21 protein-coding genes and 1 tRNA gene are annotated in these 25,924 nt (G+C 61.2%); 14 read left to right on the top strand and 8 right to left on the bottom strand.

What is annotated here, in order from left to right:
- Nucleotides 1–4: 4 nt before the first annotated feature.
- A complete protein-coding gene (locus tag ACUJ46_RS03685; protein WP_445389083.1) occupies nucleotides 5–1,237 on the top strand; it encodes a glycosyltransferase in 1,233 nt (410 codons plus the stop codon).
- Nucleotides 1,238–1,293: 56 nt separating this feature from the next.
- On the opposite strand, the gene ACUJ46_RS03680 is transcribed toward ACUJ46_RS03685, so the two are convergent.
- From ACUJ46_RS03680 to ACUJ46_RS03665, 4 genes are all read right to left on the bottom strand, one after another.
- Nucleotides 1,294–2,799, bottom strand: coding sequence for a flavin-containing monooxygenase (locus ACUJ46_RS03680; RefSeq protein ID WP_445389082.1), 1,506 nt, complete (start codon nucleotides 2,797–2,799; stop codon nucleotides 1,294–1,296).
- A gap of 97 nt (nucleotides 2,800–2,896) precedes the next feature.
- The gene (locus tag ACUJ46_RS03675; RefSeq protein WP_445389081.1) at nucleotides 2,897–3,478 is read right to left on the bottom strand and encodes an SOS response-associated peptidase; all 582 of its coding nucleotides are present in this window, start codon (nucleotides 3,476–3,478) and stop codon (nucleotides 2,897–2,899) included.
- Nucleotides 3,479–3,532: 54 nt separating this feature from the next.
- On the bottom strand, nucleotides 3,533–4,186 hold the full coding sequence (locus tag ACUJ46_RS03670) for a TIGR02466 family protein (protein WP_445389080.1): 654 nt from the start codon (nucleotides 4,184–4,186) through the stop codon (nucleotides 3,533–3,535).
- A 77-nt stretch (nucleotides 4,187–4,263) separates the two neighbouring features.
- Nucleotides 4,264–4,338: transfer RNA gene (locus ACUJ46_RS03665), tRNA-Asn, on the bottom strand.
- Nucleotides 4,339–4,699: 361 nt separating this feature from the next.
- On the opposite strand from ACUJ46_RS03665, the gene ACUJ46_RS03660 reads away from it, so the two are divergent.
- The 5 genes from ACUJ46_RS03660 (at nucleotide 4,700) to ACUJ46_RS03640 (ending at nucleotide 9,271) form a co-directional block, all read left to right on the top strand.
- Nucleotides 4,700–6,583, top strand: a complete 1,884-nt coding sequence (locus ACUJ46_RS03660) for a 2-oxoacid:acceptor oxidoreductase subunit alpha (RefSeq protein WP_445389079.1) — start codon at nucleotides 4,700–4,702, stop codon at nucleotides 6,581–6,583.
- Complete coding sequence (locus ACUJ46_RS03655; protein ID WP_445389078.1) at nucleotides 6,580–7,605, top strand: 2-oxoacid:ferredoxin oxidoreductase subunit beta; 1,026 nt, start codon at nucleotides 6,580–6,582, stop codon at nucleotides 7,603–7,605. Before ACUJ46_RS03660 ends, ACUJ46_RS03655 begins: the two co-directional genes overlap by 4 nt.
- A gap of 96 nt (nucleotides 7,606–7,701) precedes the next feature.
- Nucleotides 7,702–8,328, top strand: coding sequence for an RNA polymerase sigma factor (locus tag ACUJ46_RS03650; RefSeq protein WP_445389077.1), 627 nt, complete (start codon nucleotides 7,702–7,704; stop codon nucleotides 8,326–8,328).
- Complete coding sequence (locus ACUJ46_RS03645) at nucleotides 8,325–8,726, top strand: hypothetical protein (protein ID WP_445389076.1); 402 nt, start codon at nucleotides 8,325–8,327, stop codon at nucleotides 8,724–8,726. The genes ACUJ46_RS03650 and ACUJ46_RS03645 overlap by 4 nt, the downstream gene beginning before the upstream one ends.
- A complete protein-coding gene (locus tag ACUJ46_RS03640) occupies nucleotides 8,723–9,271 on the top strand; it encodes a periplasmic heavy metal sensor (RefSeq protein WP_445389075.1) in 549 nt (182 codons plus the stop codon). The genes ACUJ46_RS03645 and ACUJ46_RS03640 overlap by 4 nt, the downstream gene beginning before the upstream one ends.
- Nucleotides 9,272–9,346: 75 nt before the next feature.
- Here ACUJ46_RS03640 and ACUJ46_RS03635 read toward each other — a convergent pair whose 3' ends face one another.
- Nucleotides 9,347–11,557, bottom strand: a complete 2,211-nt coding sequence (locus tag ACUJ46_RS03635; RefSeq protein WP_445389074.1) for a TonB-dependent receptor — start codon at nucleotides 11,555–11,557, stop codon at nucleotides 9,347–9,349.
- A 112-nt stretch (nucleotides 11,558–11,669) separates the two neighbouring features.
- Between ACUJ46_RS03635 and ACUJ46_RS03630 the strand changes: the two genes are divergently transcribed.
- Nucleotides 11,670–12,308: a TetR/AcrR family transcriptional regulator gene (locus ACUJ46_RS03630; RefSeq protein ID WP_445389073.1), complete on the top strand. Its 639-nt coding sequence runs from the start codon at nucleotides 11,670–11,672 to the stop codon at nucleotides 12,306–12,308.
- Nucleotides 12,309–12,442: 134 nt separating this feature from the next.
- On the opposite strand, the gene ACUJ46_RS03625 is transcribed toward ACUJ46_RS03630, so the two are convergent.
- The 3 genes from ACUJ46_RS03625 to ACUJ46_RS03615 all read right to left on the bottom strand — a co-directional run bounded on the left by ACUJ46_RS03625 (nucleotide 12,443) and on the right by ACUJ46_RS03615 (nucleotide 14,640).
- Nucleotides 12,443–12,892: an acyl-CoA thioesterase gene (locus ACUJ46_RS03625; protein WP_445389072.1), complete on the bottom strand. Its 450-nt coding sequence runs from the start codon at nucleotides 12,890–12,892 to the stop codon at nucleotides 12,443–12,445.
- A gap of 671 nt (nucleotides 12,893–13,563) precedes the next feature.
- Nucleotides 13,564–13,758, bottom strand: coding sequence for a hypothetical protein (locus tag ACUJ46_RS03620; protein ID WP_445389071.1), 195 nt, complete (start codon nucleotides 13,756–13,758; stop codon nucleotides 13,564–13,566).
- A gap of 114 nt (nucleotides 13,759–13,872) precedes the next feature.
- Nucleotides 13,873–14,640, bottom strand: a complete 768-nt coding sequence (locus ACUJ46_RS03615; RefSeq protein ID WP_445389070.1) for a hypothetical protein — start codon at nucleotides 14,638–14,640, stop codon at nucleotides 13,873–13,875.
- Nucleotides 14,641–14,770: 130 nt separating this feature from the next.
- Here ACUJ46_RS03615 and ACUJ46_RS03610 point away from each other — a divergent pair, with 130 nt between their 5' ends.
- The 7 genes from ACUJ46_RS03610 to ACUJ46_RS03580 all read left to right on the top strand — a co-directional run bounded on the left by ACUJ46_RS03610 (nucleotide 14,771) and on the right by ACUJ46_RS03580 (nucleotide 25,903).
- Nucleotides 14,771–16,558, top strand: a complete 1,788-nt coding sequence (locus ACUJ46_RS03610) for a hypothetical protein (protein WP_445389069.1) — start codon at nucleotides 14,771–14,773, stop codon at nucleotides 16,556–16,558.
- 82 nt (nucleotides 16,559–16,640) lie between these two features.
- Complete coding sequence (locus ACUJ46_RS03605) at nucleotides 16,641–17,948, top strand: hypothetical protein (RefSeq protein WP_445389068.1); 1,308 nt, start codon at nucleotides 16,641–16,643, stop codon at nucleotides 17,946–17,948.
- A 141-nt stretch (nucleotides 17,949–18,089) separates the two neighbouring features.
- Nucleotides 18,090–19,367 (top strand): HNH endonuclease family protein, encoded by a 1,278-nt coding sequence (locus tag ACUJ46_RS03600; RefSeq protein WP_445389067.1) that lies wholly within the window; start codon nucleotides 18,090–18,092, stop codon nucleotides 19,365–19,367.
- A gap of 104 nt (nucleotides 19,368–19,471) precedes the next feature.
- The gene (gene hsdR, locus ACUJ46_RS03595; protein WP_445389066.1) at nucleotides 19,472–21,928 is read left to right on the top strand and encodes an EcoAI/FtnUII family type I restriction enzme subunit R; all 2,457 of its coding nucleotides are present in this window, start codon (nucleotides 19,472–19,474) and stop codon (nucleotides 21,926–21,928) included.
- 1 nt (nucleotide 21,929) lies between these two features.
- Nucleotides 21,930–22,793 (top strand): FRG domain-containing protein, encoded by an 864-nt coding sequence (locus ACUJ46_RS03590; RefSeq protein WP_445389065.1) that lies wholly within the window; start codon nucleotides 21,930–21,932, stop codon nucleotides 22,791–22,793.
- 3 nt (nucleotides 22,794–22,796) lie between these two features.
- A complete protein-coding gene (locus tag ACUJ46_RS03585) occupies nucleotides 22,797–24,254 on the top strand; it encodes an N-6 DNA methylase (protein WP_445389064.1) in 1,458 nt (485 codons plus the stop codon).
- Nucleotides 24,251–25,903, top strand: coding sequence for a restriction endonuclease subunit S (locus ACUJ46_RS03580; protein WP_445389063.1), 1,653 nt, complete (start codon nucleotides 24,251–24,253; stop codon nucleotides 25,901–25,903). Before ACUJ46_RS03585 ends, ACUJ46_RS03580 begins: the two co-directional genes overlap by 4 nt.
- Nucleotides 25,904–25,924: the final 21 nt, after the last annotated feature.

Here is a 25,924-nt window from a genome sequence, read left to right as displayed (position 1 = left end):
TCACATGCATATCGTCGATGTCGCCGAATTTTACGCACCGCTTGGCGGCGGCGTGAAGACCTATATCGATGCCAAGCTCGCCTTCGCACACCAGAATGGCGTGAAGGTCAGCGTGATTGCCCCCGGCCCTGAAGACCGGGTGGAAAGCCGCGACGGCGGACAGGTCATCTATGTGAAGGCGCCGGCGATCCCCGTGGATACGCGCTACCACATCTTCTGGAACGCGGCGCCCGTCCACCGCCTGCTCGATGAGCTGAAACCCGACGTGGTGGAGGCATCCTCCCCCTTCCGCGGGGCATGGATCGTGGCCAACTGGAAGGGCCATTCCGCCCGCCGTGCGCACAGGGCGCTTTTCATGCACGCCGATCCGGTGGCCGCCCACCTCCAGGTCTGGACCCAGAGCATCATGAAGGCGGACACGGTGGACAAGGCCGCCTTCTGGTACTGGCGCTATCTCGCCCGCACCGCCCGGGCCTATGACAGCGTGATCGTCGGCTCCCGCTGGTTCGGCCAGCGAATCCAGCGCCATGGCGGCATCGCGTCCGAACTGGTGCCGCTGGGCGTCGACACGGATCTTTTCCACCCACGGCGGCGCGACAATGCGCTGCGCCGGCAGATGCTGGCTGATTTCGGCCTGCCGCCATCGGCCACCCTGCTGGTGGGCGTGGGCCGCCACCATCATGAAAAGCAGTGGCCAGTCGTGTTCGAGGCCGTGGGCGCCGTGCGCGACCAGAATGTCGCCATGATCCAGATCGGCAACGGCTTCGCCAACGAGCGCGTGACCCGCGCCGCCGAGGCCGCCGGGAACATCCGGCTGCTTGGCCATATCGGCGACCGCGAGCAACTCGCCCGCATCCTCGCCTCCTCTGACGCGATGATCCACGGCAGCAGGGCCGAAACATTCGGCCTCGTCGCATCCGAGGGACTGGCATCGGGCATTCCGCTCATCCTGCCCTCTGAAGGTGGCTGCACCGATGCTGCGGAACCGGCCTGGTCCGAGCTATACGAACCGGGCAATCCGGCGGCCGCGCGCGATGCCATCCACCGCCTGCTGAACCGGGATTCCGATGCGCTGCGGGTGGCGGCCATGGGTGCGCGTCACACCCACATCTCGACACCGTCCCAGCATTTCGAGCGGCTGTTCAGCCTCTACCGCGATGCCGCGCCACCACTGATGTCGCCCGCGCCCGCCAGCCAGCCGGAAACCGGCATGGGCCGGGTAGCAGCGGCCGCCTGAGCAACAGGGCGGGGCGCATGCCCCTGCCCTGCCGCCGGGCGATGCCGGCAAAACCGCTATTCGGCGGCTTCGGCCAGCGGCAGCGCTTTTACCGGGGCAGCGGGCGGAACAGTCGCCGTGACGGGCCCCGGCTTGCGGAACTGCAGCACGCCATCGTCGAGCGGAGCGTGGCGGATGCTCTTCCTGTCACGCAGATAATCCTGTGTATCGCGCCAGGGGTCCGTCGAGGACTGTCGCGGCAGCACATCCTTCGCCCGCTGCACATAGCCCGAGGTCAGGAGCAGCGGTTCGTCCTCCACGGCCACCGTGCGCACCGGCACGGCCACGGGGGTATCGCGGCTGTCCATCTCCTTCAGCAGGCGGCAGGCATATTCGCAGGTCAGATCGGCCCGCAGGGTCCAGGAAGCATTGAAATAGCCAAAGACGTACAGGAGGTTCGGCACCCCCTCCAGCATCATGCCGCGATAGACATAGCGTTCATTGGGTTCAACCTTCACGCCATCGACGGAAATGCCGGCGCCACCCAGCATCTGCATCCTGAGGCCCGTGGCCTTGACGATGATGTCGGCATCCAGCCGCTCGCCGGATTTCAGCACGATCCCGGCTTCGTCCAGATGGCCGACATGGTCGGTCACGACAGAAGCCCGCCCGGCCTTCAGGGCATCGAAGAAATCGCTGTCGGGCACGAGGCAGAGGCGCTGCTCCCAGACATTGTAGCGGGGCTGGAAATGCGCCTTCACCGTCTCTTCCGGCAGTTCCTTCAAAAGCATCTTCGTCAGCCGGGCATTCACTGTCTCAGGCCGCGTCCGCGCCCGCTTGAACACCAGATTCTGCATCACGACGTTGCGGAAACGGATGAGATTGTAGGCCATCATCGGCGGCAGGATCCGCCGCAGCGCATTGGCGAGCCTGTCTTCGGCCGGCCGTGACACCATCCATGTGGGCGAGCGCTGCAGCATGGTGACATGGGCCGCCTCGCGGGCGATGTTGGGCACGATGGTAACGGCCGTCGCCCCCGAGCCGATCACGACCACGCGCTTGCCGCGATAATCGAGATCCTGCGGCCAGTGCTGGGCGTGGAAGATGCGCCCGGCGAACCGCTCCTCGCCATCCAGATGCGGGTTGTGCGGATTGTCATAGCTGTAATAGCCGGCCGCCATCAGCAGCATCCGGGCGGAAAAGCGGCGCGCGCCATCGGGTGTATCGGCCGTCACGGTCCAGCGGGCGGTGGTGCTGTCGAAGCTGGCATCCACCACCTTGTGGCGAAAGCGGATGTGCTGCTCGATCCCGCCTTCGCGCGCGGTGTCACGCACATAGCGCAGGATGTTGGGCCCGTCGGCAATCGCCTTCTGTTCCGTCCATGGGCGGAAATTATAGCCCAGGGTGAACATGTCGCTGTCGGACCGGATTCCGGGATAGCGGAACAGATCCCAGGTGCCGCCGATCGCCTCGCGCGCTTCGAGGATGGCGTAGCGCTTGCCGGGGCATTTATCCTGCAGGTGCCATGCGGCGCCGATGCCCGAAAGCCCCGCCCCCACGATGAGGACGTCCAGTTCTTCCATTCCCAACCTCCCGATGGCGTGTTCGCCTTGCGGATACTCTGTCATGCGGAGTTCTGCTCCGCAAGTTTGGAGGAAGCGGCAGGCCAGAACGTCAGGGTCAGCCAAGATGCGAAAGGAAGCCCTCGGCCGGGGGGTGCTGGAAGGCGTGCGCGGGGGCGCCTTCCAGCCATGGCGCATGATCGGCGGCCGACAGCACGACCGGCATCGCCCTGGCATGGACGGGGGCGACCAGCCGGTCCGGCGCGCAGGTCAGGAAGGCGAAACGCGGCAGATCCTCGCCGGGCACGGGCCGCAGCAGCCCCGCAAAGGCGAAGGGCGCGCCATCGGCCCTGCCGAACCAGTGCCTCACCTTGCGGCCCGTTGCGGGGTCGGGCTGGTCTGTCCATTCGGCAAAGGCCGTTGCCGGCACAAGGCAGCGAAGCCCGGGCTTTGCCAGTGCGGCGCGCCAGAAGGGGCTATCCAGGTTACGGATATTGACCACCGGCCGTTTCCCCGCCGCCGGCGGCGGCACGCCCCAGCGCGCCGGGCAGAGGGTGCGCCCGCTGCCGGATATCCGAACGACAGGCGCGACACTGTCGGGAAAGGCGCTGGCCGTCGGTTGCAAGCCTTCCTCCGCTTTTGCGCCGAAGGTGGCAGCAATGTCGGCGAGGCTGCCATCCAGCCGGTAGTTGGTGCACATGGCTCCTTCTCCCTGCCCACGATTCCGGCCAGCAACCCGGCCGCGATTCCGGCCCTAGCGCGCGTTGAAGCTGATGCTGATCCTGTCGGCGCGGGCGGACGATGGCATCACCTCGTGCCGCAGCCAGCTTTCCCACAGGAACAGCGTGCCGGGCGCCGGGCGGGCATAGACGAAGGGCCGGGCCGCCTCGGGCGCGTCAGGCGTGCGGGTGGGGGCCGCCATCATCATCGGCAACCGCGGATCCTCGAGCTTCAGGGCGCCTGCCCCGTCCGGCACCTCCACATAAAGCGTGCCGGAAATGATGCTGTGCGGGTGGATGTGGCCGCTGTGCCCGCCGCCGGGCTTCAGCAGATTGACCCACAAGCTGTCGATCTTCGGCGCACGGCCGCCAAGATCCATGTGGGCGCCAGCCGCGAAGGCGAGAAGATGCGGCCGCAGCCTCCGCACAAGGGCGGAAAAGGCCGGATCGCGGGCCGGCAGATCATCGAGGGAGGCATAGCTTGTATAGCCCCGGTAGCCATTGGCCCGGCACCAGCGCCGCCCGGCGCCATCATCCTGCGCCAGCATGCGGACGCTGTGCGCCAGTTCGGCAAGCAGATCCCCGTCATCCAGCTGCGCCTCGTAGAAGGGCGTGGCGAAGAGCTGGCGCATGCCGGACGGGAGGCCCGGTTCCGGAACCAGTGAAGGGGAAGAGGATTGCGGTGCCATGCCGCCTTCAATCACGCTGCCGGGCAGGGCGCAAGGCACGCTGCTGACACGGATGGCGGGACGAGGGAATTCCGCACTGGCTCCCCGGGTAGGATTCGAACCTACGACCGTCCGATTAACAGTCGGATGCTCTACCGCTGAGCTACCGAGGAATGCCGGTGCGGAGGGCGCGCCATAATGCAGGCTTTTGGGGAAGGCAAGCCCTCTTCTGCCATTAGTGCAGGGGATGAGGGCGTGGGCATGAGGGCGTGGGCTTGCGGTTCGGGGGCTATCCGGCGGTCTTGCGGGTGGATGCCGTGGCCTGCGTGATGTCCGCCGAATCGTCCGGGCCTGTGCGCGGGCCTGTGCGCATATCGGTGCGCGGGCCGGCCACATGGCGGCGCTGTCCGCCATGCCTCATTACCTTGGCAGGGAAAGGCCTGCTTCGCCCCCGGAAACCCAGAATCCTGTTGGAACGTGGCGAAGCCGGGCATAGATGACCGGACGAGCACCTGCAAAAGGACGTAACATATCATGGCTACGGCCACACGCCTGCCGGACGAAGCCGGCGCAACACTACAAGCCGCCGCACCGGAATCGGTCGTGGTGCGATTTGCCGGGGATTCCGGCGACGGCATGCAGCTGACCGGTGGCCAGTTCACCCTCTCGACTGCCCTTGCCGGCAATGATCTCGCCACCTTCCCCGACTTCCCGGCCGAGATCCGCGCCCCGCAAGGCACGTTGTTCGGCGTGTCGGCCTTCCAGATCAATTTCGGCTCCGGCCGCATCGACACCGCGGGCGATGCGCCCGACGTGCTGGTCGCCATGAACCCGGCCGCGCTGAAGGTGAACCTGCCCGACCTCAGGGCCGGCGGCCTCATCATCGCCGACAGCGGCGAATTCGGCGATCGCAACCTGAAGAAGGCGCATTACGAGACGAACCCGCTGGAGGATGGCAGCCTTGCCGCCTACCAGCTCCTGGCGTTCGACATCTCGAAGCAGACGCTCGAATCGGTGAAAGCCTTCGGCCTTGGCAACAAGGATGCGCTGCGCTGCAAGAACATGTGGACTCTGGGCCTCGCGCTCTGGATGTTCGGCCGCCCGCGCGCGCCCATCATCGACTGGCTCTCGCAGAAGTTCGCCAGAAGCGAAGTGCTGCGCGACGCCAACATCGCCGCCCTCAACGCCGGCCATGCCTTTGGCGAGACGGCCGAACTTTCCGGGCCGCTGAAGCAGTTCCGCCTGAGCCCGGCCGAGGCCGAGCCCGGCCTCTACCGCACCGTCACCGGCGCCGATGCACTTTCGCTGGGCCTTGTGGCGGGCGCCAAGCTTTCGGGCCTGCCGATGTTCTTCGGCGGTTATCCGATCACCCCGGCCTCGGCCATCCTCCACTCGCTCGCACGGCTGCGCGAATTCAATGTCACGACCTTCCAGGCGGAGGACGAGATCGCGGCAATCTGCTCGGCGATCGGGGCGGCCTATGCCGGCAATCTGGCGGTCACCTCCTCGTCCGGCCCCGGCATCGCGCTCAAGACCGAGGCGATGGGCCTTGCCACGATGACCGAGCTGCCGCTGGTGATCGTGAACTCCCAGCGCGGTGGTCCGTCCACCGGCCTGCCCACCAAGACCGAACAGTCCGATCTTTATCAGGCAGTCTACGGCCGCAACGGCGATACGCCGATCCCGGTGATCTCCGCGCGCAGCCCGTCGGACTGTTTCGACGTCGCGATCGAGGCCTGCCGCCTCGCCCTGGCCTTCATGACCCCGGTGATCCTGCTGACCGACGGCTATATCGCCAATGCGGCAGAGCCCTGGAAGGTGCCCGACGCCGAGGCTTACGAGCCCTTCCCGGTGACCTTCCACGAGGCGATTCCGGAATCGGGCAAGCTCAACCCCTATCTGCGCGACCCAGAGACACTGAAGCGCGTGTGGGTGAAGCCGGGCACGCCGGGGCTGATGCACCGCATCGGCGGGATCGAGAAGAATTACGATACCGGCAACCTCGACTATTCGGCCGCCAACCACCAGAAGATGACGGATACGCGCAAGGCCAAGATCGACGGCATCGCGCGCTACATTCCGGCACAGACGGTGGAAACAGGGCCGGACAAGGGTCCGCTCGTCGTCGTCGGCTGGGGTTCCACCTATGGCCCGATCCGCCAGGCGGTGGAGCTTGTGCGCGCCAGGGGGCATGATGTCGCCCATATCCATATCCGCCATATCTGGCCTTTACCGGCCAACCTCGGCGACCTGCTGAAGGGCTATGACCGGATCTTGGTGCCCGAGATGAACACCGGCCAGCTGAAGACGCTGCTGCGCGACCAGTTCCTGGTTGATGCCCGGCCGCTCAACAAGGTTTCCGGCCAGCCCTTCCGCATCGCGGAAATCGAAGCCGCCATCCTGGGGATGCTGCAATGAACGAGATCACGAAGATCACACCCGCCACCAAGCCCGATGACTGGGCAACGGACCAGGAAGTGCGCTGGTGCCCCGGCTGCGGGGACTATGCCATTCTGAAGGCCGTGCAGCGCACCATGCCACAGCTTGGCGCCAAGCCTGAAAACACGGTTTTCATCTCGGGCATCGGCTGCTCCAGCCGCTTTCCCTATTATATGGAAACCTACGGCTTCCACACCATCCACGGCCGCGCGCCGGCTGTCGCCACGGGCGTGAAGCTGGCCAACCCCGAGCTCGATGTCTGGCTGGTGACAGGGGACGGCGATGGCCTGTCCATCGGTGGCAACCACCTGATGCACCTGCTGCGGCGCAACCTCGATTGCCAGGTGCTGCTGTTCAACAACGAGATCTACGGCCTGACCAAGGGGCAATATTCGCCCACCTCGCGCACCGGCACCCATTCGCCCTCATCACCGGCCGGCTCGGTCGAGCGGCCGGTTTCCCCCTGCGCCTTCGCGCTGGGCGTGAGCGCACGCTTCATCGCCCGCACGATCGACACGGCGCAGAAGCAGATGCCCGAGGTGCTGAAGCGCGCCTATGAGCACAAGGGCGCCAGCTTCGTGGAAATCTACCAGAACTGCGTCGTCTATAATGATGGTGCTTTCGAAGCCTTCACCGAGAAGAAATCCGCCCCCCTCAGCCAGATCTGGCTGGAGCATGGAAAGCCCATGCTGTTCGCCAATGGCACCAAGGGGCTGAAGCTCGACCGCGACCGCCTTCAGCTCGAAGTGATCGACGTGGTGGATGGCGACACCAGCGACGTGCTTGTCCATGACGAGACGAACAGGGCGATTGCCGCCATGCTGGTGGACATGCCCTTCCCGCAGTTCCCGGTGGCGCAGGGCGTCATCTATTGCGACCCGGCCCCCAGCTTCGACCAGGTGATGGAAGCCCAGGGGGAAAAGCTGAGCGCCGGCAAGGTTGCCGACCTCAATGCACTTCTGCGCCGTGGCCAGAGCTGGGAAGTGAAGCCGCAAGGCTGACAGCCCGGCCGGCGTGGCACTGGCCGAAGGGCTGAATGCAGGCTGCAGGCAGGGGAAACGGGGCGTTCATGACGTAAAGCCCATCATGAGGCTGTCATGCACGCCCTGAACCCTTCCGGTGCCCCTGGCGCAAGCCATGTGGCCGCAGATCGCCGCATTGCCGCAGAGCCCGAAGCCCTGCTCGCCGTTCGCGCCGGCAGCGGCGATGCACAGGCCTTCCGCGATCTGGCGCGCCTTGTCGCGCGCCCTGCCCTTGGCCTTGCCATCCGCATCCTCGGCGATCACGCGGCCGCGGAAGACGCGGTGCAGGACGCCCTGTCGAAACTGTGGCGCGAAGCCCATCGCTTTGATCCGTCGCGCGGCAGCTTCGGCGGCTGGTGGCGGAGCATGCTCGTGAACAGCGCACTCGACAGCCGCCGCAGGTTGCGCCCCGCCCTGAGCCGCACCGAAAGCCTCGATACGGCCATCGGCCTTGCCGATGGTGCGCCCTCCCCCGCCGATGCCGCGCAGTCGGCCGAAATCGCCGCGCGGGTGCAGGCCGCAACCGAAAGCCTGCCACCCCGCCAGCGGGCGGCGCTCTCGCTTTTCCATGGCGACGGCTTCAGAATGGCCGAAATCGCCGCGATGCTGGAGACGAGCGAAAAGGCCGTCGAAGGCCTGCTGCTGCGTGCCCGCGCCACCCTCAGAACGCAACTGCTTGACCTGAAGGACGAGCTGGAATGACCAGGCCACGCCCCTTTCCCATGGACCATGACGCAAGCCTTGATCGCGCCCTCAGCACCTGGGCGCGGCATGATGCGGGGGATGAGGCCGCCCTCATGCGTATACTCTCCCATGCAGATGCAATCGCCCAGACGAAACCGGCTCCTGCCCGCCACGCCCCGGCCGAACCGGGACAGGGCGGGCCACGCCGGGCTTTCTGGATGCTGGGCGGCGCGGTGGCGGCTTCCGTCGCCATTGCAGCCCTGCTGGCGCCTTCCCCCCGGCTGGCGTCGCCCATGGCGGGAACCGGCGCACTGGATGCGCAAGGCCTGTTGATGCTGGCCGAGGCAGACGCCGATTCAGGCCTTGCCTTTGCCCTGCTCTACACCCCGACCATCGAAGAGGAGTACCAGCTTTGAAAACCCTTATCCTTGCAGCCGCGGCGCTTATTGCCGCTCCCGCCATCGCCCAGACTGCCCCCGCCCAGACTGCACCATCCGCGACTCCGCAGGCGCAGAACGAAACCCAGGCCCAGCAACCGCGCATGAAGCGCATGGAAGCCGGCCGCATGAAGCACCGCCGCGGGCCGATGTTCGAGAATGTCTCGGCCGAAGGACGGGAAATCCTGTTCGCCGCCATGCGGAAGGACATGGGCGAGCATCGCGCGGAGATGCGCGCTGCCCGCGATCGCATCAACAGCCTCGTCGGCGCGGAAAAGCTCGATGTGGCTGCCCTGAAGAAGGCGATGGACGCCGAGCGCAAGCTGGTGGACGCCCATCATGCCAGGCGCCAGACGGCCATGCTGGAGGCCTTCCAGAAACTTTCCCCGGCTGACCGCAAGGCCTTCGCCGAGGATGCCGGCAAGAGCCGCGCCCGCGTGGAAGCCCGCACCAAGGAATGGCGCGAGCGCGCCGAGCAGCGGCGCGAGCGCATGCGCACGCAGGCGCCGCCCGTGACCAGCTGAGCTGCGGTTCTGCAGCAGGAATGGAAAGGGGGCCTCGCGGCCCCCTTTCTTTTTCCGACCCTGAAAATCCCCGGCTCAGAAGCGGACGCCGGCCGTGACGGCCACGGTGCGCGGCGGTCCATAATAGCCGATGACGGAATTGCCGAAGAGCGCGCCCGGGAAATTATAGCCACCCACGCGATAGCGCTCGTCGGTCAGGTTGCGGCCATGCACCCCGATCGAGAAGCGGTCATCGCCCGAAACCCAGTTGACCGAGGCATCGACCAGAACGGTCGCCGGCTGGTCGAGAAGCGGTGTCGGGATCTCGAACATCGCCTGCTCGGCCCTGAGGGCAACCGCCGGCGTGACGGAAAGGCGGCCGCCGGCAAGGTCTGCCGACCAGGTGGCCGACACATTGGCGACGAATTCGGGCGTGTTCTGGAAGACCCGCTGGTCGGCGACATCGACAGGAACCGTCCCGCCCTGGATGAAGGTCAGGAACTCCTTGTAGTCCGCCGAGGTGTAGCCGAACATCGCCGTGAACTGCAGATTGTCGGTCGGAACCGCGCGCATTTCCACTTCGAGGCCATAGATCACCGCCTTGCCGGCATTGTCCACGAAGCTCGCGATGCCGCCGAACTGGTCGGGCACCTGCACCGTCACCTGCTGGTCCTTGTAGTCGGAATAGAAGCCGGCGATGTTGAGGAACAGGGTGCGGTCGAGGAACGCGCCCTTCAGGCCCAGTTCCCAGCTGTCGATCGTCTCGGGCTGATAGCCATTGACGGTGGTGGGGGTCAGGATGGCGTCTCCGCGCATGTCGAACCCGCCCGACTTGAAGCCCCGGCCCCAGCTTGCATAGAGGTTGAGGTCGCTGTTCGGCTGGTAGCTGATGGCGACGCGCGGGGTGAATTTCTCGAAGCTGGCGCTGTTGGTGTAATCCGAGCGCAGGAGGCCCGGAATGGCGTCCGGGTTGCCGAATTCCGGCGAGCGGATGCCGGTGAAATTCTGCCGGTAGACGCTGCCGCGCTTGTCGTCCTTCGTCCAGCGCAGGCCTGCCGAAAGCTTCAGCTGATCCGTCAGGCTGTAGGAAAAGTCACCGAAGACGGCGATGGATTCGGTCTTCACCGTACCCGATGTCAGCGTCGTCAGATTGGCGAGGCCAAGCACCGTATCGAATGCGCCCGAGGCCTTGCCATCGAGGTAGAAGGCCCCCAGCACGCCCTGGAAACGCTCGGCCTCGACCAGCAGCTGGACTTCCTGGGTGAACTGCCAGTCCTTGTAATAGGCCGGCACGTCGAGAACGGGGCCGGGCGTGTTGTCGAAATCGATCAGCGTGTCGGAGCTGCCATCGCGATAGGCCGTCACCGACTTCAGGGTCAGCACGTCGTTCAGGCCGAACTCGCCCGTCAGGCTGATGCCCTGGGTGACAACCTTGTTGTCATCCCCGATGCCGGCGCGGGTATCATAGACGCTGTCGGTCGGCTCGAAATCGGGCAGGCCGAGGTTCCCGAGGATGCGGCTGCCATGGCGCGGGTTGGAGCGGTCTTCGGTACGGTCGGCGGCGATGCGCACGAAGATGTCGTCACCGGGTGTGAATTCGGCCGAGATGCGGCCCGCCAGCACGTCCTTGTCATAATGTTCGGCGCCCGTCGTCAGGTTCTGGCCATAGCCGTCGCGCTGCAGCCAGGCGACGGCGCCGCCGATGGCGAAGCTGTCGCCCATGGGGATGTTCAGGCTGCCGACGAGATCGATCTGATTGTAGCTGCCATAGGTGGCCCGGACCGAGCCGCCGAGCTCGTTGCCGAGCCGGCGGGTGACATATTTCACCGCGCCGCCGATGGTGTTGCGGCCATAGAGGGTGCCCTGCGGCCCGCGCAGGATTTCCACCCGCTCGATATCGAAGATGTCGAGGACGGCGCCCTGCGGACGGGCGACATAGACATCATCGATGTAAAGGCCGACACCCGGCTCGAAGCCCCACAGCGGGTCCTGCTGACCAACGCCGCGGATGAAGGCGATGAGGGTGGAGTTGGAGCCGCGCGCCACCTGCAGCGTGAGGTTGGGCGTCTGGCGCTGCAGGGCGGTGATGTCGGGCGCGCCCTGTGCTTCCAGCGTATCGCCGGTGATGGCCGTGACAGCGACCGGCACCTCGATCAGGCTTTCCGAACGGCGGCGGGCCGTGACAATGATGTCCCCGTCCGTCACGGTTTCGGCCGTGGTGGCCCGGGGTGTCTGGTCCTGGGCGAAGGCGGGGGCGGCCAGCGCCGTCGCCAGCGCAAACATGGAAAGGGTGCGAAGGGCGTGCATCTCGGTATCTCTCCCAAGGGGGCCTGTTCCGGCCTTGCGATATGGTTGGAATCATGACTAGTGAAACCTGAATCGCCTTTCAACTTCAAAACAGGTCGCGGAGAGTGGCAACGTGAATGACAGGCCAGCTGATGCAGAAGCGCCACAGTCGGAGGTGGCGCGCACGCCCCGCACGGCGCGTGGCCGCAAGACCCTGCGCGCCCTGCTGGATGCAGCGGCGGAGGAATTCGGCGCCAAGGGCTTTCACGCCACCGGCATCACCGACATCACGCGCCGCGCCGGGGTCGCGCTGGGCAGTTTCTACACCTATTTCCCCAGCAAGGAGGACATCTTCCGCGCCCTTGTGACGGACATGTCCGCCCAGGTCCGCGAAGCTGTCGGCCCGCATGTGAAGGCAGCGCCCGGCGCCCTCGAGGGTGAGCGTGAGGCGCTGGCCGCCTTCCTCCGCTTCGTGTCACGCCAGCAGCTCATCTACCGCATCATCGACGAAGCCGAATTCGTCGCGCCCGATGCCTATGCCGAACATTATCGCAGCACCGCCGCCCGCATTGCCGAACGGCTGCAGGCGGGCGCGGCGCGCGGCGAGCTGCGCGAGGACGTGGGCGAGGCCGAGGCCTGGGCCATTGTCGGCATGAACGTGTTTCTGGGGCTTCGCTACGGCGTATGGGAAAAGGACGCCGATCTCGACGGAATCATCGACCGGGCGAACCGCCTGCTCGCCGACGGGCTGCGCCGCCGCGACGGGGACTGAGCCGGAAGGCATGGCTGCCCGGCAGGCTGGGCGGGATGCGGGAAGCATCGCCCATGTCGTGGATGGCGATCAGGAAGGGCGCGACCAGCTGCGGCCCCAGCCCGACCCTGTCGGGCACAGGGCCGGAGGCCCGTTTATGCGCTCAAGGTCTCGGGGGTGCGGATCAGGAAGCGTTGCAGCGCCGCACGCAGGGCGTTCGACAGCGGGATGGAGCCAGTGGGCGTGGCCTGGACGAAGGTGGTCGTGCAGATGCCCACGCACTGCCCATCCTGGAAAAGCGCCTGACCAAGATCATAGGACGCCGTGCCAATCCGCAGGATGCCGGTGCAGACTTCCACCACATCGCGGTGAAACACTTCGCGCAGATAGGTCACGCGGCTGTCGGCGGTGACGATGCGGGACAGGTCATCTTGCCCGAGGCTGCTGAAGATATGGCGTGAAAAGCGCGCGCGCGCTTCATCGTAATAGCCGGCCACGGCGATGTTGTTGATGTGCCGCAGATGGTCCTCGTCGGAATAACGGGTCTGGATTTCGCAGCTGTGCGGATGGATTGCGCGGTCCTGCCGCCAGATGGGGGGCTTCATCGGTCGCCTGTCTCGCCTCTGTTCCTGTGCCGGAGCCACAAGCATGGCCAAGTCGTGGCCACGGTCGCTCCCGAACCGGACTAGTCCCGCCCCGGCCCCGCCTCAATGTCAAATATGGCAGTGTCTGCCGGTCGGCGGCGAGCCGGCGCCAGACGCCCCGTCACTCCCACTCCATAATTGAGATATTTTTTATCCATATAAATCAATTACTTATTAGGCCTAAATTTCAGTGTGTAACATATGTGTAAGACGCTTAAACCAAAGTATCTGTAAATTTTATGTTTTTTCAAAGAGCCCAATCCTGCAACCTTACACGCTGTGCAACCAGCGAACTACTCAAGTGCAGTAGCTCAAAAACCTCAAAATATCTCAATCTGACAGTCACTTATGGGTGCACCATAGACCGAATTATTGCAGTGCGCCAGTTCAATGATCTTGAGCCGCTTCGAATTTTGTGAAACTTTTTCGCGGCCTTGGATGGCTCGTGCAAGAACCATGTCGTGAGCGCACACGAGCCACGGACATAGGACCTGATTGGCGTCAAATCTGCATTTACAGCGGCGAGCAGGCTGGTTGTGCCGTGGGCCCGCTACGTGAGTAGCGGGCAATGGGTGCGGGCGCTGTACGCCGCTTAAAATCGCAGGCTACTGCGCCAGCCTATTGAGCCGTTATCAGCTTGCGTCCGCAACAACACGCCGTTTCCTTCGACGGGTCATATGCGGCTTCAGGTCCGCGTAGGAAATGCCATAGCTCTTGGCCAAATCGACGATCTGCTTGATGGCATCGGCCTGCTCAGCCTGCTTGGCAGCTTCAATCTGCTTTTCCAGCTCGGCTTTCTTGGCCATCAGCTCAGCAAGTTTGCTCATCTTGAGTTCCTTAAGGTGTTGTGGATTTGGACCTGACCATTCCCATTGTATTGTCGGGTGCTGATATGGACAATGACCTTGAGGCCTGTGCACGAAAGGATGCAGGGCCCAGCGTCATTTGCGCGGATTATATTTGCCCTGCGGCTTCGCGTAGACGGGGAATTTGCCGCGAGCGAGATGGTAAATCAGACGGCACGCCCCATCGAAATGCCCGGACATGAAGTCGGAAATGTCGTCTGGTGTCAGATATTTCAAAGACCGTGGCAAAATCAGGTCGTCATGTATGGCGCTAAAAATCTTCCCAAAGCTATCCGTCAATGGCGCTTTCATCACTGCATCGTAGACGACAAGCTTGTTGTACAAACCTTCAAGGTCATAACGCCGGGTGGCTAGTTCGTACTTCCGACGCATATCAGGACGGCGGTCATAATAGGTTAGCCGAGCGATTTTAAACGCCTCTTCGGCCTGCTTAAGCATATAAGGCAAATTGCCATCAAACGGAAAGAAGAAGGCCATGCCGTCCTTGAGGTCGGCAATCTGCTCTCGGTTCAGGTTTGTTGTCGGCTGCGCTTCAGTCTCAAACATATCACTGAAGAGCCAGCGACCTTTACGCTTCCACCAATCCTCGAAGCCCTCCCCTGATACGATGTCAAAATCGATGAGGATTTCCGCTGCATTTGGGGACGGCGCTGCCTTGGCTGCACTGCGATGGCGGACATACAGGATGTGGAAGTGATACCAGTAGTAATAGATGTTTCCTGAGTAAGGTTCACCGCTTGGCGCATTCGCCAATGGCTTGTTGTTGCCCGGCCTCCCTGGATCAGTTTTGCCGATGTCAAAGGGGGTAATATACTGACAGCAAAAGTTTTTATCGTCGAGCACCTTACGTCACTCCCTCTGACTTGCTCCATTACCCCCCGTTGTGGGATTTGCCCATGAGCCGGGGTTAGGATTGTTTCCCAACCTCAAGTCACTCCCATAGATGGCCTCCCCGTCAGCTCAAGCAAAGCTGATGCGTGATCTCAAGGACACGCTTTCTGACGAAGGGAAACTCATCATGAATATCGCAACTGAAACCACGACTTTCGCACTTCCGAAGCCTCCCACTGTTGATGACATGGAGGGCTTCATTGGCGAGGCCAAGCGTGAATATGCAAACCAGAAGAGCAGCGCAATGAGGTCCGCGGCCTATGCGTACCTGACGTGGCACTGGGGGGCGTCGGAACACGCCGAGCCGGAAATGCGCCTGTGGCTGTCTGAGCAGATCGACAAGGCAAACAAGGGCATCGAAAAGTTCAACAGCGATGTCGACAACGATAAGCGCCGCGCCAAAGAGCTTGCCGCGAACAAGATCAACGAGAACCTCTCTGACGAGGAAAAGGCCCGCCTCACTGCACTGCACAAGCGTACTTCTGCGCAGTGGGCACAGGCCAAGCAGGTCAAGATCGATGCCCGTGCGGGTGCCAGCAAGTTCACCTGCGTGGTCAAATATGTCTTCGGCTTTGTGAAGCCTTCGGATGCCAGCCTCGTGTCGCGCTATGCGAAGGTGCTGGAATACATTGAGCAGCACAAGGACCAGCTGGCAGGTGCGTTCACTGTGGATGCCATCGTTGACCTGCTCGATGACGCAGGTGGTTTCGAGGCCGCACTCGACAAGGTGCGCAACCCCGAAGCTGCCAACGATGACAAGGTGCGTGCCGCCACCCTGACCAAGATCAAGGAAGCAGTGGATCGCGTCGATGATGGCACCGAGCTTGCCATCAAGGCCAAGTATGAAACGGGCGGTTATGTCTTCCTTGTCGGACGTTCGACTGCAACGGGCGTGACTGTCTGCGGCCAACTTGCGATCAGCAATGACAATGAGGCCGAGGAGCTGCTGTTCAAGATCGACGAGGATGTCATCGGGTCGGCGGAACCCACCGTGGACTTCATGGCCCGCGTGGTCAGCATCGGTGAGCTGGTGCGCGAAGGCCGCGAGGGCAACGTCACCAAGGACGGCACCAACGCTGGCGAGAAGCACAAGGTCACGCGGACCTATTCTCTGACCAACTTCGGCGGCAAGCCGAACATGGTTGTGTCGGCGCGGTATGGCGAGGCTTCTGCCGTTGTGCATGCCTCGCCCAAGGCGGACATTGTCGTCGGTACGGTCGAAGAGGGTCAGGGCTTGCTGCTTGACCCTGAAACGTCCTCCAAGGCGACCAAGCTGTTCAGCAATGCCGCTCGCCGCCTGCTGATGAAGGTCAATGTCGGACCGGGCGATCCTGATGCGCCTGTGCAATGGGAAGTGGTCACTGACCTCGACGGTGACGAGGAAACGACCACGTTCGCATGGAAGTCGATGTACCACCAGATGCACTGTCCGATCGACATGCGCCGCTTTGAACACAACAGCACGATCTCGTTGACCCACGCCGACCTGCGTCAGGTTTACACCGACTATCTGCACGAGTGGCTGGGGACCAAGAAGGATGACAAGAAGGTCGGGAAGCCGCTGACGGTTGCCTTCGACGGCATCAACTTCGCGGTGGGTCACGAAGCGTTCGGGCACAAGTCCTACGCTTTCGGCAACAAGCAGGAAGCATCCGTCGCGCTCCAGATGCGTCCGCGCGATGTGGTAGACCTGTTCCGCAAGCTCGTCGAACTCAACGTGTCGCATGTGTCGCTGCAGGGCGACACTGATGGCATGCTGGCAGCGAGCTGGGGGGACGATGTGGGCGACTACATCATCTACCTTCCCACCATCGACAAGCGCGGCGGTCTCGACCGCACCTGCCTCGGGCAGATGAAGCCCAAGAAGTAAGCGTCTGGCATCTGCGAGGTGGCCGCGCTGTCACCTCGCAAGCCAAAAACATCTCAAGCAACTCAAAATCTGGAGAAATTCAATGGAAGCGATTTTCCACAAGGGCGAAGCTGTGTCTTATCCCAAGGTGCCCAACCACATCGTCAATGATCCCACGCCAAAGGATCAGGCAATCTACATTCCTTCGATCTCGCCGGGCTTTGCCATGGCCGTGCATGAGGGGAAGTGGCGTAATCTTCCCAACGGCGTGGTGCCCAAGGACCTCAATTTCCTCGATCCCAGCAACAAGCTCCTGCGCCTCAGCCATGCCATGACTTCTGCTGGTCAGGCACTGAACCAGACCAAACCCTGCATTGTCTCTACGCGGGATCGCGCTGCTACCCTGATCGTGGGTGATAGCGGCGGGTTCCAGATTGCCTCGGGACGCCTGTTCGTCGCTGGTGATGGCGATCGCCTGCGCATTCTTCGCTGGCTGGAAAACAATGCCGACGTGGCCATGACCCTCGACGTGCCGACCGGTCCCGTGGCGAAGAACCCTCATCTCTATCGCTACAAGACGGTGCAGGATTGTCTCGCAGACACGCTTGAGCACCTCACGTACTTCGCCGCTAACCGTAAGAATCCGCACACTCGCTTCCTGAATGTGTTGCAGGGGAACACGCCCGCCGAGGCGGATGCATGGTACGATGCGGTCAAGGTCTTCGAGTTTGAAGGCTGGGCGCTGGCTGGTTTCCTGCGCCACGATTTCTACGAGGTGTGCCGCCGCATTCTCATCATGGCCGACGAAGGCCAGCTCGATGACAAGAGCTGGATCCACATCCTTGGCACCTGCGAACTCGACACCGCCGTGTTGCTCACGGCATTGCAGCGTTCCATCAACCGGCACATCAACCCGAACCTGCGCATTAGCTACGATACCAGCAGCCCGTTCCGGATGCTGGCATACAATTCGGTCTACACGCTGCCGCAGTTCACCACGAAGACGATGACGATGGGCGCGAAGTTTGCGCCTGATGACACCTGCTTCATCAGCTCTCAGGTGCGCTGGCCGTGGCCTAGCCCGATTGGTGATCGCATGGTCATGGGCGACTTCTGTGTTCCCGGCCATCGTCACACCCGGCACTACCGTGATCACCTCAGCGAAACGCTGGCAGCGCATCACAATCTCGGTGCACTGTGCTGGGGGATTGCCACGGCAAACCGTGTGTTCGATGCGGAATGCCTGAACCACGACCACACCATTGCGCTTCCGGTTGGTGCCGCAGCCGAGGCCATTGAGAAGGTCATTGCTTCCGGGTCGATGCAAACGCTTTCCGGTTTTGCCGGGACGTTCGCCAACCTCCGTCACGGCAAGCTGCCCGACAGCGGTGATGAGGACCGCGCCTACTGAACCATAACATAACAACCTAGCTGCACGGTCTTTGCCAACGTGCAGCCACCTCGATGGCATGGTGCTTTGTTACCTTTGGCACCATGCCATCTTTTTTCACTGCACAATTCACTGTCTGGAATGACTTGGCTATCGTACCCCATGCGTGGCGATTACAATGGGGGGACTGAAGTGAGACTGAGCAAGCAACCGTATCCGATTACGACGCTAAACGGGCTCAGGAACGCAATTGACCCTACGCCGGACTATCAGCGACCGCCCGCGTGGAACCTCAAGCAGAAGCAGCTTCTCATCGACTCAATTCTTCGCGGCTATGACGTGCCAAAGATGTACTGGCACCGCCTACCGAAGGGCGAAGGGTTCAAGTTTGCAGTGATCGATGGTCAGCAGCGTCTCCGAACCATATGGGAATTCTGCGCCAACGAGTTCGCCCTCGCCAAGAATGCAGACCCGATTGATGGTGAGGCCGTCGCTGGCAAACGCTATTCCGATCTCGACATCGACCTCATGTCGAAGTTCGACATCTATCCCATCGACATCGTGATCGTTGAAGAAGCCGTCCAAAACGAGGACGAGGACGAAATCCGCGACATGTTCCTGCGGTTGCAGAACGGCACGACGCTAAAGGCGCAGGAAAAGCGCAACGCCATGCCGGGACAGATGCGCGATTTCGTCAAGGAGCTGGCCAAGCACCCATTCTTTGAGAGCTGCAAATTCAGCAATTCACGCTTCACGTTCGATCACATCGCAGCGCAGATGGTGTGTCTGGAGGAAGCTGGCGGTCCTGCAAACGTCAGGGACAGCGACCTCAACCGCCTCTACGCTGAGAACGGCCATTTCGATGTAAATGGGAAGCTGGCCAAGAAAGTCCGCCGCGTTCTCGACTATCTCAAGCGATCCTTCCCGGAAAAGACGCCCGAGCTGGAACGCTACAATGCGATCACACTCTACTGCCTCGCCTCGACGTTGTTGGAAGGCTATGTCCATCAAGGCACCGAACCGCAGCTGGCCCAATGGTTCATCAGCTTCGAGACAGAGCGGCGTCAGCAGAATGAGCTGGATGAAGAGCAGCGTGACCCGCAGTTGATCGAATATCTGCGCCTGACGAGCTATTCCACCGACACTGCCGAATCCATCAGAGGGCGGCTTGAGCTCATGGAGAAGCTGTTCTTCCTCGCCTACCCCGAGATCGAACCGCTCGACACATCGCGAATTTTCACGCCGGAACAGCGGCTGGCCATCTTCCGAAAGGATAACGGCCACTGTCAGCTCAAGATTGCCTGCAACGGCGACAAGCTGAGCTGGGGTGAATGGCACGCGGATCACATCGTGCCTCATTCCAAGGGCGGCAAAACCACCGTGGCCAATGGTCAGGCTGCCTGCCCGGCGTGCAACCTCGCGAAGAGCAACAAGACCTGAGCGCAGCCCTATTGAAGGGGCGCACTCGCTCGTAGGTGATGCCATTTTTCTTGGGTGTCTCAAGGTGACTTGACCTCGGAAGGCTACCGAAGGACAAGCCTTCTATGGACAAGAAAGCCCTCTCTGAGCGTGATATTTGCACGAAATTCATCACGCCTGCCGTAAAAAAGGCTGGCTGGGATGAAATGACCCAGATCAGAGAAGAAGTGAGCTTTACCAAGGGCCGCATTATTGTGCGCGGCAAGATGGTCAGCCGGGGACAAGGCAAGCGGGCCGACTACATCCTCTACTATAAGCCCAATATTCCCCTCGCTCTAATCGAAGCCAAGGACAACACGCAGGCCATTGGCGCAGGGATGCAGCAAGGGCTGGAATACGCTGCGACGCTGGACATTCCCTTCGTGTTCTCGTCAAACGGTGACGGATTCGTGTTTCACGACCGGACTGGCAATGCGGCCACTGTCGAAACGACGCTGAGCCTCGATGATTTCCCGTCACCGGATGAGCTGTGGCGACGTTATGCCGAAGCCAAAGGACTGACCGCTGAGGCGGAAGAGATCGTCCTCGAAGACTATTACGATGACGGCAGCGGTAAGACCCCGCGCTACTATCAGGTCAATGCGGTCAACGCTGCAATGGAGGCGATTGCCAAGGGGCAAAACCGCATTCTGCTCGTCATGGCCACGGGCACGGGCAAGACATACACCTCGTTCCAGATCATCTGGCGGCTGTGGAAGGGCGGGCACAAGAAGCGCATCCTATTCCTCGCAGACCGGAACGTGCTGGTCGATCAGACCATGGTCAACGACTTCCGGCCCTTTGGTCCAGCCATGGCCAAGCTGTCCGCTAACTCCAAAACCATCGAACGCGACGATGGCAGCAAGATCGAGCTGCCCACTGCCGTAGACAAAAAGCGCCGTGTCGATACGGCCTATGAGGTCTATCTCGGGCTTTACCAGTCGCTGACTGGCCCCGAGGAGCGTCAGAAGCTCTACAAGGAATTCTCACCGGGCTTCTTCGACCTCATTGTGATCGACGAATGCCACCGTGGCAGCGCCGCCGAGGACAGTGCGTGGCGTGAAATCTTGGAACATTTCTCGGACGCAACGCAGATCGGTCTGACTGCCACGCCCAAGGAAACCGAGTACGCCTCCAACATCGCCTACTTTGGTGCGCCGGTATACTCCTACACGTTGAAGCAGGGCATTCGCGACGGCTTCCTCGCACCCTACAAGGTCATCAAGGTGCACATCGACCGCGACGTTCAAGGCTACCGCCCTGAGAAAGGGCAGGTGGATCGCGATGGCAATGAGATCGAAGATCGCATCTATAATGCCAAGGACTTCGACCGGAATTTGGTGCTGGACGACCGCACCAAGCTCGTTGCCAAGAAGGTCACTGAGTTTCTCAAGGAAAGTGGCGACCGCTATCAGAAGACCATTATCTTCTGCGTGGATCAGGAGCATGCTGCACGGATGCGGCAGGCGTTGATCAATGAGAACGCCGACCTTGTTGCTGAGAACCACCGATACGTCATGCGCATCACGGGCAATGACAAGGAAGGGCTGGATCAGCTGGGCAACTTCATCGATCCCGAGGTTCGCTACCCCGTGCTCGTCACCACCTCCCGGCTACTCTCAACCGGCGTCGATGCACAGACCTGCCGTTTGATCGTGCTGGATCGCGAAGTGGGCTCGATGACCGAGTTCAAGCAGATCGTCGGTCGTGGCACCCGTGTTCACGAGGACACCCGCAAGTTCTTCTTCACACTCATGGATTTCCGAGGGGCGACCAACCACTTTGCCGACCCAGATTTCGACGGCGAGCCAGTGCAAATCTACGAACCGGGCGGCGATGATCCGATTACGCCACCGGATAACGAGCCCGTCATCGACGACGATGGCAATGAGCAGGCCGATAAGCCCGGCGAAGGTGAAACTGTCATCGATGATGGCGGCAGCACGGACATCAACATCGGCGATGATGGCGGCAAGAAAGGCAAAATCTACGTCGACGGTGTTCCCGTGGTCATCGTCGCCGAGCGGATTGAGTACCTCGACGAGAACGGCAAGCTGGTCACGGAAAGCCTGAGGGACTTCACGAAAAAGGCGCTGCGCAAGCACTTCGCTAGCCTCGATGAGTTCCTCAAGCGTTGGAATTCCACGGAGCGCAAGCAGGCTATCATCGATGAACTGGCAGCCGAGGGTTTGTCGCTCGACGTAATCGCCACCGAGCTTGGCAAAGACCTCGATCCCTTCGATGTCGTTTGCCACATTGCCTTCGACCGCAAGCCGTTGACCCGGCAGGAACGGGCGGCAGAGGTCAAGAAACGCGACGTTTTCGGGAAGTACGGGGATCAGGCACGAGCTGTGCTCGATGCGCTGCTAACCAAGTATGCGGATGAAGGCATGCTTAACCTCGATGACGCCAATGTGCTGCGCATTCCGCCGTTGAACGAGCTGGGCACGCCAGTACAGCTCATCAAAGCCTTCGGAGGCAAGGCTGGCTTTGAAGATGCCGTCCACGCTCTCCAGAACGAACTTTATCAGGCAGTCGCGTAGCATGGAGAAGATCGGCAGCCAATCGATCTGGTCGTTTTTTGACGCCAATCCAACGTCGCGGCCCGCCTCAAACCACGCAATCAGGGGTGGGGGCGGACATCCGGTGAACTCCTATTTGGAGCTAGCACGCAAGGTCGCAGAGCTACAGTTTCTCAATCGAGACCATGTGCTGCTTTTTAGGGGGCAGTCCAAGGATCACCTGACCACCAAAGGCAACAGTATGCTGAAGGCGAGCATCTTCCGACATGAGGGGAAGAAGGTTCCGTCAAGGGCGGTGTTAGAGCGACGGTTCGCCACTCTCCTGTGTGCTGAGAAGCTGCTCGTCGAAGCCTATGGCACAGCTAAGCTTAAGGGGCTCGAAAGGCTCCGTCGGCAACGTTTGATCCGGTGGTCGATCCTCCAGCATTATGAAATCTGCAAAACGCCGCTTCTGGATGTCACTCATTCGCTACGAGTGGCCTCGTCTTTCGCGACTGATGGGAATGATGGCGATGAGGCCTACCTCTATGCTTTTGGCGTTCCAAACTTGAGCGGCGCTATCACCGCGAGCTCAGAGGCAGGATTGCAGATTGTCAGGCTTTCAAGCGCCTGCCCTCCGGATGCTGTGCGGCCACATATCCAAGAGGGCTATCTCGTGGGGGAGTACCCTGAGATCCCTGATTATGAGCAGCAGAGCCACTACCAATTCCATGAGATGGATTTCGGAAGGCGTTTGGTCGCCAAGTTTCGCTTCAATCCGAAGTCATTTTGGGCGTCAGAGCACCATCAGCCAGCACCTCATGATGCTCTTTATCCGAGTGCACAGGACCCTCTACTTGAGATTGCACAACAGATAATCGCCACTCTCAACAAGGAAGTCGCATAACCAATGTCAGTCCGTACCCTCGTCAAATCCATTCAGGACATCATGCGCAAGGACAGCGGCGTCGATGGTGATGCCCAGCGCATCAGTCAGCTCTGCTGGCTGTTTTTCCTGAAGATCATCGACGATCAGGACCAAGAGCTGGAATTGATGCGCGAGGGCTATCGCTCACCCATCCCAGAGCAGTTTCAATGGCGCACATGGGCCGCTGACCCTGAAGGTTTGACCGGCGATGCCCTGCTGGCCTTCGTCAATGAAGAGCTGTTTCCCGCCCTCAAAGCCCTGCCCGTCACTGCGCAGCCTGGGGATCGTCGCCGCGTGGTGCGCGATGTGTTCGAGGACGCCTACAACTACATGAAATCCGGGCATCTGCTGCGGCAGGTGGTCAACAAGATCAACGACATCGACTTCAACAATCTCACCGAACGCCAGCACTTTGGCGACGTTTACGAGCACCTGCTCAACGATCTGCAATCGGCGGGCAATGCCGGGGAATACTACACACCCCGTGCTGTCACGGCGTTCATGGTGGATCGCATCGATCCGCGTCCCGGCGAGATCATCTTCGATCCGTCTTGCGGCACAGGCGGCATGCTGACCTGCGCCATGAAGCATATGCGGGATCGCTATGTGAAGCGGCCTGAGGACGAGGCGCTGATGCAGCAATCATTCCGGGCGGTGGAGAAAAAGCCGCTGCCGCACATGCTTTGCGTCACCAATATGCTGCTGCACGGCATCGAAGACCCAAGCTTCGTGCGTCACGACAATACGCTGGCCCGCCCCTACATCAGCTGGGAGCAGAAGGATCGCGTCGATGTCATCATCACCAACCCGCCCTTTGGCGGCAAGGAAGAGGATGGCATTGAAAGCAACTTCCCTGCGCATTTCCGCACCCGCGAAACCGCAGACCTGTTCCTAGCCCTGTTCATTCGCCTGTTACGCGATGGCGGTGTAGCTGCCGTGGTTCTCCCCGATGGCACCCTGTTTGGCGAAGGCGTGAAGACCAGGCTCAAGGAGCATCTGCTCGAAGAGTGCAATCTCCACACCATCGTTCGCCTGCCCAACAGTGTGTTCAAACCCTATGCCTCCATCGGCACTAACCTGCTGTTCTTTGAGAAGGGGCAGCCGACCAAGGAAGTTTGGTACTACGAGCATCAGGTTCCGGCAGGGCAGAAGGCCTATTCGATGACCAAGCCAATCCGGTTTGAGCATTTCCAGAGCTGCATTGACTGGTGGGGCGGCGCAGCTCGTGCAGGGCGCGAAGAAGGCCCGCAGGCTTGGAAAGTGACCATCGATGAGGTGAAGGCTCGCGGCTACAACCTTGACATCAAGAACCCACATAGCGTTGCAGCCGACCACGGCGACCCGGCTGAACTACTTGAGGCACTCAATCGAGCCGAGACGAAAACGGTGGAACTGCGCGATCAGCTCAAAGCCATTTTGGCCGAGGCGCTTGCACGATGAACGCTGCGCTATTGCTGGAACACTATGCGCAGATTGCCGATGCGCCCGATGCCATTGCGCGGCTGCGCCGGTTCATTCTGGACCTCGCAGTGCGCGGGAAGCTGGTTGAGCAAGACCCGAACGATGAGCCTGCATCGGAGCTGTTGAAGCGGATCGCAGCCGAACGGGCGCGGCTTGTGAAGGTCGGAGAAGCGCAGAAAGGCAAAGACCTATCTCCAGCTGCTGAGGATGCAGAATTCGATCTGCCACAATCATGGAATTGGGCCCGGCTTGGCTCGATCACATCATATATTCAGCGTGGAAAATCACCGACATATGCAGAGATCGACGGACTGCCGGTCGTTTCGCAGAAATGCGTCCAGTGGAGCGGCCTGAACCTTGGCGCAGCGCGGTTGATCACCAGGCAGTCTTTGGAGAAGTACGAGAAAATCCGTTTTCTCCAAGATGGCGATCTTCTGTGGAACTCTACAGGCACAGGCACCATCGGACGGATTATCCGGATCGAGAACGTTCCGGATAATTTAGTCTGCGACAGCCACGTTACAGTCGTGCGGTGCCTATGTGTTCTCTCCGAGTATATTCGCATATGGCTCCGCTCTGACCACGTCTATGGCGTCATTGAGGATCGCGCAGCCGGGTCCACCAATCAGGTCGAACTGACGGCCCAAATGGCGACGAACCAAGTCGTCCCCATTCCACCTCTTGCGGAACAGCATAGGATTGTTGCCAAAGTCGATGAGCTGATGGCGCTGTGCGATCAGCTTGAGATTGCACAGACGGAGCGTGAAACGGGCCGAGACAAGCTCACGCTGTCCACCTTCGCCAAGCTCAACGAACCCGATCCCGAAACCTTCGCCAACGATGCCCGCTTTGCGCTCGAACATCTTGAGCCACTCACGAAACGCACGGATCAGATCACGCAACTTAGGCAGACGATTCTGAACCTTGCTGTGCGGGGGAAGCTCGTTGAGCAAGACCCGAATGAGCTACCCTTATCGATTGATCTTGTGGCCAAAATTGATGAAGCCCCATGTGAACTTCCTCCTTCGTGGCAATGGGTACATTTCTCGGATGTCGCGAGCTTCGAAAACGGCGACAGAAGTAGCAAATATCCGAATCGGTCCGAATACGTTTCTGCTGGCGTGCCTTGGATAAACACAGGCCACATAAATCCGGATGGTTCGCTGTGCGCGGCGACAATGAATTACATCACGGAGGCAAAGTTCCGATCGCTTGGTGGCGGAAAGATCCGTCCTGGTGATCTCCTGTACTGCCTACGAGGTGCGACATTCGGCAAGACAGCATACGTCGAGCCTTACGAGGAAGGTGCAATCGCCTCATCCTTGATGATCATTAGGCCTTCGCCATTCCTTAATAAGCGATATGCATATTCCTACCTCACCTCGCCCCTTGGGCGACAGCAACTGAAGAGGTTTGACAATGGAACCGCGCAACCCAATCTTTCTTCGGCAAGTGTCAAACGCTACCTGATTCCCCTGCCGCCCCTCGCTGAACAGCACCGCATCGTGGCTAAAGTCGATGAGCTTATGGCGCTATGCGATCAGCTTGAGGCCAGCCTCGTCGAAGGTGAGCAGACCCGCTCCAAGCTGTTGGAAGCTGTGCTGCACGAGGCTTTGGAAGCGGCCTAATAAGGGAGCGTTTTCGCTTGC

It is taken from the genome of Sandaracinobacteroides sp. A072 (assembly GCF_052616365.1).
This window is presented reverse-complemented; position numbering and strand designations above follow the sequence as displayed.

What these genes read in the sequence shown, in the direction of transcription:
- ACUJ46_RS03605 (WP_445389068.1), top strand. Translation starts at nt 16,641, where the DNA reads ATGGAAGCGATTTTCCACAAGGGCGAAGCTGTGTCTTATCCCAAGGTG.
- ACUJ46_RS03660 (WP_445389079.1), top strand. Translation starts at nt 4,700, where the DNA reads ATGGCTACGGCCACACGCCTGCCGGACGAAGCCGGCGCAACACTACAA.
- ACUJ46_RS03610 (WP_445389069.1), top strand. Translation starts at nt 14,771, where the DNA reads ATGCGTGATCTCAAGGACACGCTTTCTGACGAAGGGAAACTCATCATG.
- hsdR (WP_445389066.1), top strand. Translation starts at nt 19,472, where the DNA reads ATGGACAAGAAAGCCCTCTCTGAGCGTGATATTTGCACGAAATTCATC.
- ACUJ46_RS03580 (WP_445389063.1), top strand. Translation starts at nt 24,251, where the DNA reads ATGAACGCTGCGCTATTGCTGGAACACTATGCGCAGATTGCCGATGCG.
- ACUJ46_RS03635 (WP_445389074.1), bottom strand. Translation starts at nt 11,557, where the DNA reads ATGCACGCCCTTCGCACCCTTTCCATGTTTGCGCTGGCGACGGCGCTG.
- ACUJ46_RS03585 (WP_445389064.1), top strand. Translation starts at nt 22,797, where the DNA reads ATGTCAGTCCGTACCCTCGTCAAATCCATTCAGGACATCATGCGCAAG.
- ACUJ46_RS03600 (WP_445389067.1), top strand. Translation starts at nt 18,090, where the DNA reads ATGCGTGGCGATTACAATGGGGGGACTGAAGTGAGACTGAGCAAGCAA.
- ACUJ46_RS03655 (WP_445389078.1), top strand. Translation starts at nt 6,580, where the DNA reads ATGAACGAGATCACGAAGATCACACCCGCCACCAAGCCCGATGACTGG.
- ACUJ46_RS03650 (WP_445389077.1), top strand. Translation starts at nt 7,702, where the DNA reads ATGCACGCCCTGAACCCTTCCGGTGCCCCTGGCGCAAGCCATGTGGCC.
- ACUJ46_RS03620 (WP_445389071.1), bottom strand. Translation starts at nt 13,758, where the DNA reads ATGAGCAAACTTGCTGAGCTGATGGCCAAGAAAGCCGAGCTGGAAAAG.
- ACUJ46_RS03670 (WP_445389080.1), bottom strand. Translation starts at nt 4,186, where the DNA reads ATGGCACCGCAATCCTCTTCCCCTTCACTGGTTCCGGAACCGGGCCTC.
- ACUJ46_RS03685 (WP_445389083.1), top strand. Translation starts at nt 5, where the DNA reads ATGCATATCGTCGATGTCGCCGAATTTTACGCACCGCTTGGCGGCGGC.
- ACUJ46_RS03645 (WP_445389076.1), top strand. Translation starts at nt 8,325, where the DNA reads ATGACCAGGCCACGCCCCTTTCCCATGGACCATGACGCAAGCCTTGAT.
- ACUJ46_RS03680 (WP_445389082.1), bottom strand. Translation starts at nt 2,799, where the DNA reads ATGGAAGAACTGGACGTCCTCATCGTGGGGGCGGGGCTTTCGGGCATC.
- ACUJ46_RS03590 (WP_445389065.1), top strand. Translation starts at nt 21,930, where the DNA reads ATGGAGAAGATCGGCAGCCAATCGATCTGGTCGTTTTTTGACGCCAAT.
- ACUJ46_RS03625 (WP_445389072.1), bottom strand. Translation starts at nt 12,892, where the DNA reads ATGAAGCCCCCCATCTGGCGGCAGGACCGCGCAATCCATCCGCACAGC.
- ACUJ46_RS03675 (WP_445389081.1), bottom strand. Translation starts at nt 3,478, where the DNA reads ATGTGCACCAACTACCGGCTGGATGGCAGCCTCGCCGACATTGCTGCC.